Origin of the sequence: Streptomyces sp. NRRL F-5123, from assembly GCF_000721495.1 — a bacterium.
Lineage (GTDB): Bacteria > Actinomycetota > Actinomycetes > Streptomycetales > Streptomycetaceae > Actinacidiphila.
Genome location: NZ_JOHY01000018.1, coordinates 61,211 through 78,384, shown reverse-complemented (window position 1 = coordinate 78,384; position 17,174 = coordinate 61,211). Strand labels below are relative to the sequence as shown.

The following is a 17,174-nucleotide window of genomic DNA, read 5'->3' as shown; positions in this document are numbered from 1 at the left end:
CCGGGCGCAGGAACGGGGGCTACCCGGCGAGCGTTTCCGGCTTCTACCGTAAGAAAGCTCCATGGTCGGCGGGAGCCGCGCAACCGCGCTCCCACGGCCGCCGCGACGGACGAGAATCGCTGATGTCCCGGATCATCTTCCACCGGCCCGCCCGGGTCCTGCCGCCGCAACTGCCCACGGAGCCCGTGGTCCTCGCGGCGCCGCCGCAGCCCGTCGGCCGTGACGCCAACAACTGGCTGATGCTGCTCATGCCGCTGATGACCAGCTTCAGCATGGCCGGCTACCTGATGGCCGGCGGCCGCAAGCTGCTGATTCTGCTCGGCATCTGCTTCGTGGTCGTCTCCATCGGCACCACGGTCGCCATCCGCCTCCAACTGCGCCGCAGCGCCCGCCGCGACAAGCTGCGGGCCCGCGACCGCTACCTCGCCCACCTGGTGGAGGTGCGACGCGCCGCCCGCCAGGTCGCCGAGAGCCAGCGGGTGGTGGCCGCGTGGGCGTACCCGTCGCCGTACCGGCTCTGGGCCATCGCGACCCGCCGCCGCCGGGTCTGGGAACGCCGGGCCACCGACGCCGACTTCCTCAGCGTGTGCGTCGGCGTCGGCACCGCCCCGCTGGCCACCCCGATCCGCATGGCCACCCGCAACGACCCCACGGTGGAGTACGACCCGCGGGCCAAGTCCGCCGCGGACCGGGTGATCGCGACGATGTCCACCGTCGGCAGCCAGCCCGCCACCATGGACATGTCCCGGGGCGGGGTGGTCAGCGTGCTCGGCCCGACCGAGGTGGCCGGCGGTGTCGCGCGGGCCGTGGTCTGCCAGATCGCGGTGCTGCACGCGCCCGACGACGTGGGCCTGGTGGTCGTCGGCGACGCGGACACGTGGGGGTGGACCAAGTGGCTGCCGCACACGCACGAGCCGGAGGCCACCGGCGAGGCCGGCGTCGTCCCGCTGGTCGCCGAGGAGTTCGACTCGGTCGCCGACCATCTGCGGGACGCGCTGGACCGGTTCGCCGAGCAGCCCCCGATGCGGCGCGGCTACATGGACCGCGACGCGCAGGACACCCGGCGCCGGCTCGTCGTCGTCCTGGACGGCTACGACCCCCGCGCCGGCTGGGCCCGCTCGCAGACCGCCGCGGAACTCCTCGCGGCCGCCGGGCCGGAGAGCGGCATCACGGTGCTGTGCGTCGTCAACAGGGAGCAGGACGAGCCCAGTCGGGCCGACGTGCGGGTGCGCGTCGACGACACCGGCCGGCTCGCCCTGGACGTACGCGCGACCGAACGCGGCGGGCAGGCGCGGCCGGAGGTCACCGACGTGCTCGCCGAGTGGCCCGAGGTCGTGCTGTGCGAGGCGATCGCCCGCGAACTGGCCCCGCTGCGGCTGTCCGTGGAGGGCGAGGAGGTCCTGGCGCAGGTGACGTCGCTGCCGAGCATGCTGGGCATCGGCGACCTGGACGACTTTGACCCCGAATCGCTGTGGGTCGCGGCCGACGACGACGCGGTGCTGCGCATGCCGCTCGGCTTCGACGGCAACGGGCAGCCGCTGGTGCTCGACCTGAAGGAGGCCGCGCGGGGCGGCATGGGCCCGCACGGCCTCGTCGTCGGCGCCACCGGCTCCGGCAAGAGCGAGCTGCTGCGCACCCTCGTCACCGGCCTGGCGGCGACCCACTCGCCGGAGCTGCTGAGCTTCGTGCTGGTCGACTTCAAGGGAGGCGCCACCTTCGCCGGGCTGTCCGAACTCCCGCACGCCGCCGGCATGATCACGAACCTCATGGACGACCTGGCGCTCGTGGACCGGGTGCGCGACGCCCTCGTGGGCGAGCAGCAGCGCCGCCAGCGGATCCTGCGGGACGCCGGCAACATCGACAACATCCGCGACTACCAGCTGCACCGCGCCGCCGGCCGCACGGCACCCGACGGCAGCCCGCTGCCGCCGCTGCCCTACCTGCTGATCATCGTCGATGAGTTCGGCGAACTGCTCACCAGCCGCCCGGAGTTCATCGAGCTGTTCGTCCAGATCGGCCGCGTCGGCCGGTCGCTGGGCATGCACCTGCTGCTGGCCACGCAGCGCCTGGAGGAGGGCCGGCTGCGCGGCCTGGACGCCAACCTCTCCTACCGCATCTGCCTGCGGACCTTCTCCGCCGCCGAGTCCCGGGTCGTCATCGGCACCCCGGACGCCTACCAGCTGCCGTCGATCCCCGGCTCGGCCTATCTCAAGGTCACCGACGCGGTGTACGAGCGCTTCCGCGTCGCCCATGTCTCCGGCCCGCACCTGCCCGCCGCCCGGACGGCGAGCGGCGAGCCGGGCGTGGCCGCGCCGGTCGTCTTCGGCCTGCGCGTGCCGCCCGTCCCGGGCGACGAGCCGGCGCGGTACGCGGAGCCGGCGGAGCCGCGGCCCGCGATTGGCGGGCCCACCGAGATGCAGGTCATCGTGGAGCGGCTGCGGGCCAACGGCCAGACCGCCCACCAGGTGTGGCTGCCGCCGCTGCCGCCCGCGCTGCCGCTGGACGACCTCACCGGCCCGGCCACGGTACGCCCCGGGCGCGGCCTGACCGCGGACTGGTGGCCGCGGCGCGGCGAACTGCTCTTCCCCGTCGGGGTGTCGGACATCCCGTCCCAGCAGGTCCAGCAGCCGCTGGTCGCCGACTTCGCGCAGTCCGGCAACCTGATGGTGATCGGCGCGCCGCAGTCCGGGAAGAGCACGCTGCTGCGCACCCTGATGCTGTCGGCGATGCTCACCCACACCCCGGACGAGGCGCAGTTCGCGTGTCTGGACTTCGGCGGCGGCTCGCTGCTGCCGTTCGAGCAGGCGCCGCACGTCAGCGCGGTCGCCGGCCGGCACGACCTGGCGCAGGCCCGACGCATCCTGGCCGAGGTCCGCCAGGTGGTCGCCGAACGCGAGCTGCAGTTCCGGGGGATGGGCATCGACTCGGCCACCGAGTTCCGGCGCCGCAGGGCCGCCGGCGGCCTGCCGCAGCGGATGCGCACCGCCGACCTGTTCCTCGTCATCGACAACTGGGCCGCCGCCCGCAGCGAGTTGGAGGACATCGAGACGGCGGTGCTGGACCTCGCCAACCGGGGCCTCGGCGTCGGCGTCCACCTCGTCCTCACCGCCAACCGGTGGGGCGACGTCCGCACCGCGCTGCGCGACGCCGTCAACGGGCGGCTGGAGCTGCGGCTCAACGACCCCGGCGAGTCGGAGGTCGATCGGCGGATCGCCCGGGCGTTCGGCGCCGTGCCGCCCGGCCGCGGCCTGGCCCCGCCCGGCATCCAGTACCAGGTGGCACTGCCCCGAATGGACGGCCGCCCCGACATCGACGCTCTCGCCGACGCCCAGGCCGACGTGCTGGCCAAGCTCGCCGACGGCTGGGAGGGCGCCGCGGCCCCGGCCGTCCGGATGCTGCCGGAGCGGCTGGCCGTCGCCGAACTCGACCTGCCCGCACAGGAACCGCCCGGTGTGCCCATCGGCATCGCCGAGCACGACCTGAACCCCGTCTACCTCGACCTCGCCGGCAACGACCCGCACTTCGTCGTCTTCGGCGACTCCGGCGCGGGCAAGACGGAGTTCCTGCGCGCCTGGATCACCGGGATGATGGCCCGGCACACCTCCTACGAGGCCCGCTTCGTCCTCTTCGACTTCCGCCGCGGACTGCTCGGCCTCGTCCCGCCGGAGTACCTGGGCGCCTACGCGGGAGACGCCGGCGCGGCCGCCTCGTTCGCCCAGGCCGTCGCGGACAAGCTCGCCGAGCGGCTGCCGCCGCCCGACGTCACCGTGCGGCAGCTGCGCGACCGCAGTTGGTGGCAGGGGCCCGAACTGTACGTCGTCGTCGATGACTTCGACCTGGTGTCGTCCGGGCGGCAGTCACCGCTGGCGCCGCTCGTGGACTACCTGCCGCAGGCCCGCGAGTTGGGCTTCCACATGGTCGTCGCCCGCCGCGTCGGCGGCACAGCGCGCCGCCAGATCTCCGAACCCGTACTCGGCCGGCTCCAGGAACTGGGCACGGACGGCCTGGTGCTCTCCGGCGACCCTCGCGAGGGCGCCGTCCTCGGCGACCAGCGGGCCCGGCTGCTGCCCCCGGGGCGCGGCATCCTCGTCCGCCGCTCGGCCCCCAGGGCCCTGGTCCAGCTCGCCCTGACGGACGACGCCCCGGACGCCTGAGGCGGCGGGGCGGGTGCACCGACGACGCCGAGTCCCCCGCCGACCTGACGGCGGGGGACTCGGCGCACATACCGGAGGGCGGTCTACGTCGAAGACGTCACCAGACCACAATCGAGGTCACGTGGGCGGTGAGACCGAAAGACATTCCCTGGTTCGTCCATTTCTCCATGGTGAGGGCATTCTGCCATCCGGTCTGCTCGATGGTGTAGAAAAACGTCACCTTGTTGTTGCCCGTGTGGAGGAGTTCCGCGCCATAGAGGTTGACGTCAATCGCGCCGGCGTTGGCGAAGCAGGCCGGAGGCAAGTAGTCCACTTCCACGCGCACGTACTCGTCGATTCCCCGGCAGTCGACCCAGTTGGCAGCGGCCGCGGGGGTCGCCGGCAGCGTAAGGGCCAGGCCGGCGGCGGCCACCGCCGTAACGGCAATCTTCTTTGCTAATCCTTGAACCCTGAAAGGGCGGTTTAGTTTCACGACGGCCACATTACTTGAACCCCCGGAGGAATTCAATCGTTTCCGTTCTCCGTAAATCGTGGAGTTGCCCCGGCATTCGATTTCGGCCGCTCCTCCTGGAGCAGTCCTAATTCGATCGCCTTGCGGGTCAGATCCGCCTTGTTCCCCACGTTGAGTTTGCTCCGGATCCGTTTGACGTACGTGCTGACCGTGGCCTCGGTCAGATTCATCCGGCGGGCGACCTGGCCGTGCGTCAGCCCCGCTGCGATCCAGCGCAGGGTCTCCGACTCGCGGCGGGCCAGCGCCGACACGGGCGCGGCCGGCGACTGCCGCAACTCGGTGTGCAGCCGCGGGGCGAGACGGGCGTCGACGTGGACGCCCGCGCGCGCCACCGTCACGACGGCGCGCAGCAGTTCCTCGTCGTCCGCCTGCCTGCTGACGCAGCCGTACGCGCCCGCCCGCAGGACGTCCGTCACCGACTCGCTGCCGCCGAAGTCCGAGACGACCAGCACCCGGCCGTGGGCGGCAAGGCGGCGGACGCCCTGTGCCAGGCCCCGCACCTGGTTATCCGGCGGCCCGTAGACGACGGCGTCGACGCGCAGGTCCGCGGAGCCCGGCCCGCCGGGCTCCGCGAGGAGCGCGGCGAGATGGCACAGGGGACTGCTCGACAGCAGGCTCTCCAGGCCCCGGCGCATGAGGCTGTGGTGCTCGAACACGGCGACGTGCGGTACGTGCGGTATGTGCGGCATAGGGCTCCTGCGGCTCGCGGTGATCTCCCGGCGGAACGGAGTCCGGGAATCCGGACGCCACTGACTCCTCGACGGCGACGGGACGGGGCCTTCCGGTGGCAACGGCCGTTCTCAGCCGTTGTGCACCACCGCGCTCAGGCTGTCGCGGCGGACTTCCAGGACGTGGCCCTCGGGAAGGGCCGTCCATGCCTCCGGGTCCTGGGGCCACCCGGTGGAGGCGACCACCACCGCGTCGGTGCCGATGCGGTAGTTGAGCGCGAAGAAGCCGGGGCCGCGGCGGCGGATGACGTCGGAGTGCGGGTCGTGCGCGGTGTAGGCGTAGAGCGCGTCCGGGGTGAGCAGCATGCAGTTGAGGCTGGCGGAACTCGTCGCCAGCGACCGTATGTCGGCCGCGGTGGACATGATCGCCTTGTGCGGCTCCATGCCGGACTCCATGCGCAGCCGGACACCGAGGGAGAAGCGCTCGCTGTCGGTGTCCCCCTCGGCGGTGGCTAGCGCCTCCTCGCCGATCACGGCGTCGAGGCAGTCGACCGGGGTGAAGTCGCCGTTGTGGGCGAAGGCGGCACGCTGGTCACCGAAGGGGTGGGTGTTCCCCGGCACGACCGGTAGCCGCGGGCTCGCCATGCGGATGTGCACCAGGGCGCTGTCGGTGGTCAGTTCACGCACCACCTGCTGGAAGCCGGGGCTCTCGTCGGCGCGCACCGGCTCCTTGACGGTCGCGACGGTGCGCTCCGGCGTGACGGACGCGACACCCCATCCGTCGGCGTGCTCGCACGCCATGGCGAGGAAGGGACCGAGCTCCCCGGCGAGCAACTCACCCAGGGGAAGGGACTCACGGGCGACGACACCCAGGAGGCGACACATGCGGACAACTCGTTTCTGTTGCGGAGGACCCGCCCGGCCGGACCGGCCTGGCGGGGGAGAGCGGCCCGGCGGGCGCCTCACCTCCACGGGGGAAGAAGTGAGGGCGGTCCCGCCGGGCCGCGGCTGTGGCGGCCGGGCGACGGTGTGCCGGCCGGTCGGCCCGACGTGAGCCGGGGCGTTAGGTTCCACGCGACCGGGGCGGTCGGCTCAGCGCGGCGCGGAGCGGCGCCGCGCCGGGCGGCCGAGTCGCCGTTCGAGGAGCCCGGCGGCTCCGGCCAGGGTGTTGTTGAGCAGGACGTAGACCAGCCCGACGACCAGGTAGCCCTGGATGACGGTGTGGTTGTACTCGCCCAGCACCTTCGCGGAGTTGAGCAGTTCGAGGAAGCTCACGACGTATCCGAGCGTGCTGTCCTTGAGCAGCCGCACCAGCTGGCCGACCAGGGACGGGGCGGTCTGGCGGATCGCCTGGGGCAGCACGACCGTGCGCATGGCCGGCCAGTAGCGCAGCCCGAGGGCGTACGCCGCCTCCGTCTGGCCGCGGGGCAGCGCGCGCACCCCGGCCCGGAAGATCTCGGCGAGCACTGCCGCGTTGGTCAGCACGATCGGCCAGACCAGCTGCCAGAAGAGCGCCATCCGGACCCCCGTGCTCGGCAGGCCGAGCAGAAAGGCGTAGACCAGCAGCAGCAGCGGTACGGACCGCATCACCTCGACGTACACCGCGGCCGGCCACCGCAGGAAGCGGGTGCGGGACAGCCGCGCGAGCGCCAGGAGGGCTCCGAGCGGCAGCGCCAGCGCGGCGCTGACGAGGGTGACGCGCACGGTCGCCCACAGGCCGGTGAGGAGGTAGCGCAGGACAGGGGCCTGGACGAAGAGCCGCCACTTGGCGGCGTCCAGCTGGCCGTGGTCGGCGAACCGGCGCACGGCCGCCGCCACCAGCAGCGCCAGGACCAGCAGCGACACCGCGGTGGCGACCCTGATCCGGACCCGGCCCCGGGGCCCCGGCGGGTCGAACAGGGAGCCTTCGTCCTCGGTGCGGGCGGCCAGCCGGGCCCAGAAGCCGCCGGCCCGCGCGGTCGCTCCCGGCGGCGCGGGTGCCCCGCCGGCGGTGTCGTTCCCGCCGGTCACGTCCGGGACCTCCGGCACGGGGGCGCGGGTGGTGCCGTTCGCCGTCACCGCAGCACCGCCAGCCTGCGTTCCAGCCAGCCCGCGAACTGGCCGATGACCAGGGTCAGCGCGACGTAGCACAGCGCCGCCGCGCCGAAGGTGACCAGCGGCTGGGCGTACTGCTGGTCCAGCAGTTCGGTCTGCCCGGTCAGCTCCTGCGTGACGCCGACGGCCGCCGCGAGCGAGGAGTTGAGGGTGACCGCGATCAGCAGCGACGCGAGCGGCTGGATCACCGTCCGGAGCGCCTGCGGCAGCACCACCAGCCGCAGGATCTGCCCGAAGGTCAGGCCGAGCGCGCGGCCGGCCTCGATCTGGCCCCGCGGTACGGCCCGGACGCCCGACCTGATCACCTCGCAGAAGAAGGCAGCCCAGTACAGGCCCATGGCGGTCACCGCGGTCCAGAACAGCGAGTAGACCAGGCCGATCTCGGGCAGCCCGAACACGAACAGGGTCAGCAGGACCAGCAGCGGCACGCTGCGCAGCGCGGCGACGTAGAGCCGGCCGAACACGCGCAGCGGGACGACCGGGCTGATCCGGCAGCAGGCCAGCAGCAGGCCGAGCAGTCCGGCGAGGACGAAGGTGCTTCCGCTCAGCTCCACCGAGACCAGCAGCCCGTTGCCGAACACGCCGAGGTGGGAGGTGACGACGTCCATCGGTTCAGCTGACGGCCGGCGGGGCCGGAACCGGGCCGGGCACCTGGGTGCCGACGGTGGCCTGCCACACCTTCGCCCATGTGCCGTCGGACTCGATCTGCTTCAGCCACCCGTTGACGAACGCCTTGAAGTCCGGGTCGTCCAGCGGCAGTCCGATGCCGTACGGCTCGGCGCTGAACGTTCCCGCCAGGACCTTGACGTCCGGGTTGGAGGAGGCGTTGCCCGCGAGGATGCCCTGGTCGAGGACGTAGGCGTCGGCCCGGCCCTGCTGGAGGGCCTGCAGGCACTCGATGTTGGTGTCGAACAACTGCACCTTCGCCGAGGGAGCGGCCTGCTGGACGGCCGTGGCCGCCGTGGACCCGGACTCGGTGACCACCGTCTTGCCCGCGAGGTCCTTGAGCGAGCTGATCCCGGTGGACGTCTTCTTCACCTCGATCGCGAGGCCGTCCTGGTAGTACGGCCCGGCGAAGGCGACGACCTTCGCGCGCTCCGGCGTGATGGTGTACGTGGCGAAGACCGCGTCCACCGAGTGGTTCCTGAGCAGCGCCTCCCGGGTCTTGGCGGTGACGTTGGTCAGCTTCGTCGAGTCCTTGCCGATGATGTACTTCGCCAGCAGCCGGGACATGGCCGCGTCGAAGCCGTCGACCTTGCCGGTGGTCGGGTTCAGCAGGGAGAACAGAGCGGCGGTCTGGGTTCCGCCGACCGTGAGGGAGCCCTTGGCCTTGATCTTCGCGGCGGTCGAGCCGCTCGGCATCAGCGCCGCCGCCGCCGGCGCCTCGGCTGCCACGAGTTGGTCGATGGTCGCGGAGCCCGCGGCGGCCGCGGAAGAGTGGGCGGCGGGGGCGCCGGGCACCGTGGAGCCCGACGAGTCGCTGGAGCAACCGGTCAGGGCGAGCGCCGTGGCGGCGGCGAGGCCGACGACTGCGGCGGTGCGGATGACCGGGCTGCGGCCGGTCCGGGAGCGGGACATGGTTACTCCTGGCTTGTGCGGGACGGGGACGGAAGGAGGGCGCCGGGGAAGCGGCCGGGTGCCCCGCGGTGGCGAACGGGAAGCGGATGGTGCTCCGTTGGCGTGGTCCGGGATTCCGGGGGTCAGTGCCGCAGGATCTTGGAGAGGAAGTCGGCGGCCCGGTCCGTCCGCGGAGCGGCGAAGAACTCGGCCGGTGCGGAGGTCTCCAGGATGCGGCCGGCATCCATGAACACCACGCGGTCGGCGGCCTTCCGGGCGAAGCCCATCTCGTGGGTGACGACCAGCATCGTCATCCCCGCGGCCGCCAACTCGGCCAGGACGTCCAGCACTTCCTGGATCATCTCCGGGTCGAGCGCGGACGTGGGCTCGTCGCACAGCAGCACCTTGGGGTCCATGGCCAGCGCCCGCGCGATCGCGACGCGCTGCTGCTGGCCGCCGGACAGTTCGGCCGGATACGCGTCCGCCTTGTCGGAGAGCCCGACCCGGTCCAGGAGTTCGCGGCCGCGCTTCGCGGCCTGCGCACGGGACAGTCCGCGGACCTTGACCGGGCCGAGGGTCACATTGCTCAGGACGGTCAGGTGTGCGAAGAGGTTGAAGGACTGGAAGACCATGCCGGCGTCGGCGCGGAGCTGGGCCAGCGCACGGCCCTCGGCGGGCAGCGGGACGCCGTCGATCGTGATCGTTCCCGAGTCGACCGTCTCCAGCCGGTTGACGCACCGGCACAGGGTGGACTTACCGGAGCCGGACGGACCGATGACGACGACCACTTCGCCGGCGGCTACGTCCAGGCTCACGTCGCGCAGGACCTGGTTGTCGCCGAAGGACTTGCTCACACCCGCGATCCGCACCAGCGGCGGCCGGGACGGGCCGGACAGGGTGGGGGAGTCGGTACTCGAGTTCATGGACGTGCTCACGGGAACTCCTGCGGAGAGGGCTTCGGGACGGTCCGTGGCCATGCGGCTATTCCACCGAACGAGGCTTGCCGCGTCCAATGAGGGTCTTTTCGTCGAAACATCGAAATCCCTTATGATGCGCGGGTGTTGGACATACGCCAACTGGTGGTGCTGGCGGAGATCGCCCGCACCGGGTCGTACACGGCCGCCGCCGCGTCGCTCGGCTACACCCAGCCGGCGGTGAGCTACCAGATGCGGCGGCTGCAGCAGACGGTGGGCGCCCCGCTGGTCACCCGGGCCGGCCGCGGCGTGCGGCTGACGCAGACCGGGCAGGCCCTGGCGCGGCACGCCGAGACGATCTTCTCGGCGCTCCGGGCCGCCGACCAGGACATCGCCTCGCAGGTCGCGCGGGGCGGCGGCCTGGTACGCATGGTGTCCTTCCAGAGCGGCTGCGTGTCCCTGCTGCCCGCAACCGTCGGACGGCTGCGGGACCACCACCCCGACGTGCACATCACCGTCACCCAGGCCGAGCCGGTCCAGGCGCGCGAGCTGATCCGGTCCGGCGCGGCCGACCTCGGTCTGCTCTGCAACTGGGCCAACGAGGACGTACCCGAGGGCGAGGAGGTGATGATGCGGGTACCGCTGATGACCGACCGCCGCTGCGTGGTCATGCGCGAGGACCACCCCTTCGCCGACCGCTCCGAGATCGGACTGGCCGAACTCGCCGGTCACGACTGGGTGATGGAGAGATTCCGGGACCGCTTCGAGGCGGCCTGCACGAACCTGGGTTTCGAGCCGCGTATCAGTGCCACCGTCGACGACTCCCACACCGTCCTGGCGCTGGTGGGCGCCGGTCTCGGCATCAGCCTGATGAACGAGATGGCGCTGCGCAGCCATCTCTGCGACGGCCTGGTCTACCGTCCGCTGCTGGACTGGCCGTTGCGCCGGACGTACGCGCTGCTGTGGCCCGACATGGTGGCCGTCCCGGCAGTCGCCGCCGTGCTGGCGGAGATCCGCCGCGCCGCCCGGCTCGCCCAGGGGCAGATCGCGACCGCGTCGGGCCCCGGTTGCTGACGGGCTCCGGTGGCAGCGCTCGGGCCCCGCTCCGGTGCTTCGCACCACGACCTCCTGCGCGCCCGTCAGCTCCGGGTGAATCGTGTACGCCACGGCCCTCACGCGACGTCGGCGCGGGTGCGGAGCCGGTTGCGGCGCTTGGCGAGCACCAGGAACAGCACGGTCGGCACGGCGCAGACCATGATGGCGAAGATGCTGGCCTCGGGGCCGAAGCTGCCGCCGCTCAGTGCCTGCGGACCGCTGGTGGAGGCGTGCAGCAGACCACCGGTGTGGCTCCCGGAGCCGGACACGTCGGTACCGAAGATGCCCTCCTCGGCCATGTTCCATCCCAGGTGCACGCCGATCACCGGCCACAGCGAGCGGGTGGCGGCGTAGAGCGCGCCGAGCATCAGCCCGGCCTCGACGGCGATGGCCAGCGCGCCCCAGACGGTCGCGTCCTTGTTGAGCAGATGCAGACCGCCGAACAGGAGCCCGGAGACGACCAGGGCCCCCCACGTCCCCGACTTCTCCTCCAGCACCCGGAACAGCGCGCCGCGGAAGGCCAGTTCCTCGGTGACCGCCGCGCAGCTCATGAGCCCCAGCGTGGTCAGCGCGCCCCCGAAGGTGCCCCAGCCGTGCACCTGGTAGCTGCCGGTCATCGCGACCAGCGCGATCGTGACGGCGAACAGTGCCACGCCGGCCCCGATGCCCCGGCCCAGATCCCGCCGGGCCCGTTCGGGCGCCAACTCCTCCGCCCTACGGCCCTCCAGGTAGCGCACCAGCCTGACGTACGCGGCAAGGGCGAGCCCGCCGGTGACCACCCCCGCGACCAGAGCGGTCAGCGGGGTGCCGTCGGCGACACCGTTGATCCAGTTGGTGATCGCGCCCACGGCCAGCATCAGGACGAACAGCACCGGCAGCCGCGCCCATGCGGACGCCGCCCAGCGCGGGGTGCCGCCGGTCGGTCCGGTCCGGACGGCAACGGGTCCGCTCTCGGGGATCGGGTGCTGCTGCTGGGCGGACGACATGGATAGCTCCTCGAATGCCTGCTCACGGTGAGCGCTTCTTCGCTCCCGAGGACGGAAAACTACGGGTCGTGACCACCGCGGGGCGTCACCTTGCGGTGGGCACCTGCCGCATCCGCCGGTCCCCCGAGGGAGCTACCCGGCTGTTCCCCCACGGGGGACACCGTCTTTGCCGACGGGCGCTACGGTCACGTGCGGGGTCCTTCCGGCCTCGCATGCCGGAAGGACCCGACCGCGACGTGCCCCGAACCGCGGCCGGGTACGAAGACCCGGCTCCCGTACCGCTCGGCCGGAGCGACCGCGGCAACTACCAGAACGTGGACGACGATGGACGACCAGTCAGCCCGATCATCACTACGCCCCGCGTCCCCCCTCCCCGCGGACCCCGCCCGTGATCCGCGGCCGGAAGGCGAGGCGCATGCGCCGGACGTCAGCCGTTCGGTACGCGTACGCCCGTGGTCCGGCGCGCCACTCCGGCTCCGCGTGCTGTCCCGGTGGTGGGGATCACGCCCCGTGGCCACCAGGGACCGCGAGTTCGCGGTCGTCTTCACGGTGCTGTCGTTCGCGGAGCCACTCGCGCGGATCGGGGCGCAGTTCGGCGACCTTCCCACCCACCGTGCCTCCGCCGCGGGCGTGTTGTGGGCCCTGGGGCAGGCGCTGCCGCTCGCGGTGCGTACCCGGTGGCCGACCGTCTGCCTCGCGGCGGTGGGGATCTCTTTCGCGGTCCACGAGTGCCTCGGCTACCCGCCGACCTTCGCCAGCCTGGGGCTCTACATCGCGCTGTACTCGGTGGGCGCCCACCAGCAACACCACCGGCAGGCGGCGCCGTTGGCGGCGACGGGCGGATACCTGGTCTTCGGGGTCACGCTGCACGCACTGGGCTCGCCCAACACCTGGACCGACTTCGTGGTCTTCTACGTCGCCCTGACAGCCATGTGGAGCCTGGGCGCGGTGGTGCGCGGGCGGCGGGCGCACGAGGCCGAGCGCCGGCGGCTGTCCGCGCAGGCGGCCATCGCGGAGGAACGCAGCCGTATGGCAAGGGAGTTGCACGACGTGGTGACCCACCATGTCACGGCGATGGTGGTGCAGGCCGGCGCGGCGCAGTACCTCACCGCGTCACCGGACCGGGTCGGGAGGGCACTTGAGGCCATAACCGGCACCGGCCGCACCGCCCTGGCCGAACTCCGGTTCCTGCTCGACGTGCTGGAGGCGACCGGCGAGTCGGCGTCCCGGGCGCCGATGCCGGGCCGGTTGCCCGGCCTGGTGGAGCAGGCGCGGGCGGGTGGCCAGCCGATCGAGCTGGTCGAGGACGGAGAGCCGGCGGACACGGCCACGAATGTCCGACTCGCAACCTACCGGGTCGTACAGGAGTCCTTGACCAACGCGGCGAAGTACGCCGCGGGCGAGCGGACGCTGGTACGGCTCGCGCACACCCCCGCCTGGACGGACGTCGAGGTCACCACCGCCGGTACGGCCGGCGGCGCGGCCGACGCGCCCGCCCTCCGCCACGGTGGCGCGCACGTCTCCGGGGGCCGCGGCCTGACCGGTCTGCGGGAACGGGTGGAGATGCTGGGTGGAGAGTTCGCGGCGGGGCCCCTTCAGGAGGGCGGCTTCCGCGTGTACGCGCGCATACCGGCGGGGGGCGCCGCATGAGCGTGCCGTTCCCTGCCATCAGGGTTCTGGTCTGCGAGGACCAGGCTCTCGTCCGGGCCGGATTCGTCACGATCTTCTCCGCCCAGGACGACATGGAAGTCGTGGGGGAGGCCACCGACGGCAGGGAGGGCATCCGCAGGGCGGAGGAGCTCCGGCCGGACGTCGTGGTCATGGACATCCGCATGCCGCTGCTCGACGGCATCGAGGCCACCCGCCACCTGGCCGGCCCCGATTCCCCCAGCCCCGCGAAGATCCTCGTCGTCACGACCTTCAACGTCGACGAGTACGTCTACGAGGCACTGCGCGCCGGCGCCAGCGGCTTCATCCTGAAGGACGCCCCGCCGCCCGAACTGGTCAACGCCGTACGCACGGTCGCCCGCGGTGAGTCCCTGCTCGCCCCCGCCGTCACCCGTACCCTGATCGGCCGCTTCGCCGAACGCGTACGCCCCTCTGCCGCCCCGCCGTCGCCGGAGCGCGAGCGCCTGAAGGTGCTCACGCCCCGCGAGCACGAGGTGCTCCTCCTCGTCAGCGAGGGCCTGTCGAACGCGGAGATCGCCACCGAGCTGGTGCTCAGCCCGGAGACCGTCAAGACCTATGTCTCACGCATCCTCACCAAACTCGACCTCCGCGACCGCGTCCAGGCGGTGGTCCTGGCATATCGGGCCGGGCTCGCCGGGGGCGGTGACTGAGCCCGGGCCCGCGACAAGGTGCCGTGAGCCGGGGCTCACCGCGTGTCCGACCGCTCCGGACCCGCCGGCGGCGGGTGTGCGCCCGTGCGGCCGAGCCTGAGGGGCGGTGCGCACTGTGCGCGTTGCTGAGTGGAAGGGCCGTGTCGGTCAGGCCGGAGCCGAGGAGCGGGCGTGACGACGTCCGAACACCTGGTGCTGATGGCCGGCGGGCCGGACGGCCGTCCGCTCCGCGACGAGGGGGGTGCGGAGCGGACGGCCGTCCGACGGTCAGTGCACGGCGTTACCGGGGGACGCGTGTCCGGTGGCCCGGGGCAGAGCTGCCGCTGCTGCGGTACCGGCCGCAGTGCAGGGGGCGCCGTTGAGGGTGAAGGCGCCGGGGGCGGTGTTGGCGCCGCTGTAGGAGCCGTTGAAACCGATCGTGGTGCCGGCTCCGGTGGGCAGGGAAGCGTTCCAGCCCGCGTCGTTGACGGTGACCGAGGTCCCGTTCTGCGACCAGGTCCCGCTCCAGCCCTGTGTGACCTTCTGGTTGCCGGGGAACGTGAAGCCGAGGCGCCAGCCGTTGACCGCGGCGGCCTTGTTGGTGATCGTGATGCTTGCCGTGAAGCCGCTGCCCCAGTCGCTGCTGAGCGCGTAGCTGACGGTGCAGCTGCTGGTGGCCGCCGGGCCGGTGGTGACCTGGACCGGCGCCGAGGGCGGTGAGCTGCGGCCGGCGGTATCGGTGGCGACGACCCGGAGGGTGTACGTGGTGGCCGGGGTCAGGCCGGTGAGGGTGGCGGTGGTGGCCGGTGCGGCGACGGTCGCCAGCGGCGCCGTGGTTGCCGGGTCGCCGGTGTAGACGCGGTAGTCCGCCAGGGGCGCGGTTCCGGGAGTAGCGGCCGGCCAGGCCAGGGTGACGTGGTCGGAGCCGATCGCCGAGGCGGTGGGCGTGCCGGGCGCGGACGGCGGCGTGGCTTGCGCCGACCCCGCCGGGATGACGTACTCGGTGATGGAGTACGCGGGGAAGGTCGCCGTGAACGAGCCGCCGTCCAGCGGCTGGTCGGCCGCGTGCTGGATCGCGGTCGGGTCCGCCTGCCCGTAGCGGTAGACCTGCGCGGCGGTGGGCAGGGTCGTGCCGGTGGTGAGGGTGACCGGGGCCGTCAGGTCGCCCGTGGTCTTGTTGACGACCATGACCGTGGTGGCGTGGTCCGTGCTGCGTTCTGCCGCGTAGACCGACAGCGCGTCCTGGTCGGCGCTGGCGGCGTGCACACCTGTGTCACCGAAACTGCCGCCGTTGCCGTCGTAGTTGCGGTACATGCGGAAGGCGAAGGCCCCGGGGTCGGTTGCCTTGGGCGGTGACCACAAGGTGGCCAGGTCCAGTCCCTCGCGTCCGAAGATGCCGAGCACGTCGGCCTGGGCCAGGCCGCCGTCGATGTGGTCCAGCGCGCCCCAGTTGTACTCGGAGATGGCCAGCTTGGTGCCGGGGTAGTTCTGGTCGACCAGCGAGCGCATGCGGGGGATGAACTGGATCGGCTGGTTGATCCAGCTCTCGTCGACGTAGGAGGGGTCCCACAGCTGCCGGGTCGAGCGCAGACGCAGGGCCTGGGTCGCGGCGTCGTCCGCGCTGCCGGAGACGCCGGACTGCTGCGGGTAGATGTGCTCGTCGAAGTAGTCCAGGATGCGGCGGCCGTGCTCCTGCTCGTAGGCGTTCATCTGCTGCAGGTACCAGGGCGCGAACTCCACCCCGCCGTGGGCGGCGCGGTCGGGCGGGTTCGACCAGCAGTTGCCGCCCTGCTCGCTGCACTTCTCCTGGTCCAGCCCCGAGTAGATCAGCGAGTTGAAGCCCCAGCCGACCGGGCCGAGGGTCTGCGCGGCGGGGTCGGCGTCCTTGATCGCGGCACCGGTGGCGTACGTGCTGTCGCGCAGTTCGTCGTAGCTCGCCCCGGCCGGGTGGACGTCGCGGTGGGTGCTGTGCCACAGGTCCGGTTCGTTGTCCAGGTCGTAGAACCGCACCCCGCCGTCGTCCGCGGTGCCGTAGGTGCCGTCGAGGTACTGCACCCAGCCCTTGACGAAGTCCGGGCCCGCTTGCACGCTCGTCTCGGCCGGGTCGTTGCCGGTGACCAGGCTGCCGTCGGGCTTCTTGCCGTTGCCGCAGTCCGGGCGCCACTGGGAGTCGCTGTCCTGCTGGGGCCCGTATTCCGCGATGCTGAAGCCGCACCCGTTGTCGCGGCCGGCCGCGGTCCAGCCGATCATCGGCACGGTCATGAGGGTGTCGGTGCCGGTCCTGCGGTTCTGTTCGACGAACTTGTCGGCCTGCGATCCCGCGGGGAGCGCCGAGACGTCGTTGTCGTAGTGCAGGTCCTCGAAGTACCAGTCGGACCCGGCGTTGTAGGAGTCGTTGGTGTAGTTGTAGCGGGTGGTCGCGTTGCCGCCCCAGCGGCCCACCGGCAGGTGGAGCTCCTGGGCCAGAGCCTCGTCGGGGAAGTTGATGCCGTAGACGTGGGGGTCGATGGCGTGCCGCCCGGTGGTGGTGTCCACCGTGAGCGCCGGGCCGGCCGTGGCGGCCCCGCTGGACGCCGCCGGGCCGGCACCCGCGGCCTGGACCGTACCGACACCTGCCAGCAGTACCGCCACCGTGGTCAGGCCGACAGCCTTGAGTTTCTTACGCATGGTCTCCTTCTCGGCGGCCGGCTGCACCGGCAGGAGCACCGGCAAGGGCATCGGAGGGCCCGGCAGGTGCTCGCTGTGCGCTGTGTCGCGGCCAAGAGTGGGGGGGGAGGGCACGGACGCGCAGAATCGCAACGCGTGGGAGCGCTCCCACGATTGTGTTGCCTCCGGACCCGCCGGTCAACAGCCGTGCAGCGCCATTCCCCCCGTCAC

The 17,174-nt window shown here is 72.3% G+C and carries 13 protein-coding genes; 4 read left to right on the top strand and 9 right to left on the bottom strand.

The genetic code is table 11. The features are described from left to right. Nucleotides 1-122 precede the first annotated feature (122 nt). The gene (locus IH54_RS0118015) at nucleotides 123-4,154 is read left to right on the top strand and encodes a type VII secretion protein EccC (protein WP_031517961.1); all 4,032 of its coding nucleotides are present in this window, start codon (nucleotides 123-125) and stop codon (nucleotides 4,152-4,154) included. A gap of 97 nt (nucleotides 4,155-4,251) precedes the next feature. On the opposite strand, the gene IH54_RS44570 is transcribed toward IH54_RS0118015, so the two are convergent. The 7 genes from IH54_RS44570 to IH54_RS0117980 all read right to left on the bottom strand — a co-directional run bounded on the left by IH54_RS44570 (nucleotide 4,252) and on the right by IH54_RS0117980 (nucleotide 9,907). Further along, entirely contained in the window at nucleotides 4,252-4,626 is a 375-nt protein-coding gene (locus IH54_RS44570) for a beta/gamma crystallin domain-containing protein (protein ID WP_159011915.1), read from the bottom strand. Nucleotides 4,627-4,658: 32 nt separating this feature from the next. After that, nucleotides 4,659-5,354, bottom strand: a complete 696-nt coding sequence (locus tag IH54_RS0118005; protein WP_052397580.1) for a response regulator transcription factor — start codon at nucleotides 5,352-5,354, stop codon at nucleotides 4,659-4,661. Between the two features lie 111 nt (nucleotides 5,355-5,465). Further along, a complete protein-coding gene (locus IH54_RS0118000) occupies nucleotides 5,466-6,218 on the bottom strand; it encodes a class II glutamine amidotransferase (protein ID WP_031517953.1) in 753 nt (250 codons plus the stop codon). Nucleotides 6,219-6,425: 207 nt separating this feature from the next. Then, nucleotides 6,426-7,391 carry an amino acid ABC transporter permease gene (locus IH54_RS0117995; RefSeq protein WP_234343589.1) on the bottom strand — a complete coding sequence of 322 codons (966 nt, stop codon included), beginning with the start codon at nucleotides 7,389-7,391 and terminating at the stop codon, nucleotides 6,426-6,428. Next, nucleotides 7,388-8,035 carry an amino acid ABC transporter permease gene (locus IH54_RS0117990; RefSeq protein ID WP_031517949.1) on the bottom strand — a complete coding sequence of 216 codons (648 nt, stop codon included), beginning with the start codon at nucleotides 8,033-8,035 and terminating at the stop codon, nucleotides 7,388-7,390. Before IH54_RS0117990 ends, IH54_RS0117995 begins: the two co-directional genes overlap by 4 nt. A 4-nt stretch (nucleotides 8,036-8,039) precedes the next feature. Beyond that, nucleotides 8,040-9,005 (bottom strand): glutamate ABC transporter substrate-binding protein, encoded by a 966-nt coding sequence (locus IH54_RS0117985; protein ID WP_031517942.1) that lies wholly within the window; start codon nucleotides 9,003-9,005, stop codon nucleotides 8,040-8,042. 122 nt (nucleotides 9,006-9,127) lie between these two features. After that, nucleotides 9,128-9,907, bottom strand: coding sequence for an amino acid ABC transporter ATP-binding protein (locus tag IH54_RS0117980; RefSeq protein ID WP_052397586.1), 780 nt, complete (start codon nucleotides 9,905-9,907; stop codon nucleotides 9,128-9,130). Nucleotides 9,908-10,042: 135 nt separating this feature from the next. Between IH54_RS0117980 and IH54_RS0117975 the strand changes: the two genes are divergently transcribed. Next, nucleotides 10,043-10,972, top strand: coding sequence for a LysR family transcriptional regulator (locus tag IH54_RS0117975; RefSeq protein ID WP_063762323.1), 930 nt, complete (start codon nucleotides 10,043-10,045; stop codon nucleotides 10,970-10,972). A 98-nt stretch (nucleotides 10,973-11,070) separates the two neighbouring features. Here IH54_RS0117975 and IH54_RS0117970 read toward each other — a convergent pair whose 3' ends face one another. Next, entirely contained in the window at nucleotides 11,071-11,979 is a 909-nt protein-coding gene (locus IH54_RS0117970) for a CPBP family intramembrane glutamic endopeptidase (protein WP_078862309.1), read from the bottom strand. 480 nt (nucleotides 11,980-12,459) lie between these two features. Between IH54_RS0117970 and IH54_RS0117965 the strand changes: the two genes are divergently transcribed. Further along, nucleotides 12,460-13,629 carry a histidine kinase gene (locus tag IH54_RS0117965; protein WP_052397578.1) on the top strand — a complete coding sequence of 390 codons (1,170 nt, stop codon included), beginning with the start codon at nucleotides 12,460-12,462 and terminating at the stop codon, nucleotides 13,627-13,629. Continuing rightward, the gene (locus IH54_RS0117960; protein WP_031517932.1) at nucleotides 13,626-14,318 is read left to right on the top strand and encodes a response regulator; all 693 of its coding nucleotides are present in this window, start codon (nucleotides 13,626-13,628) and stop codon (nucleotides 14,316-14,318) included. Before IH54_RS0117965 ends, IH54_RS0117960 begins: the two co-directional genes overlap by 4 nt. Before the next feature lie 267 nt (nucleotides 14,319-14,585). On the opposite strand, the gene IH54_RS0117955 is transcribed toward IH54_RS0117960, so the two are convergent. After that, nucleotides 14,586-16,964: a glycoside hydrolase family 44 protein gene (locus tag IH54_RS0117955; protein WP_078862312.1), complete on the bottom strand. Its 2,379-nt coding sequence runs from the start codon at nucleotides 16,962-16,964 to the stop codon at nucleotides 14,586-14,588. Between the last annotated feature and the right edge of the window lie 210 nt (nucleotides 16,965-17,174).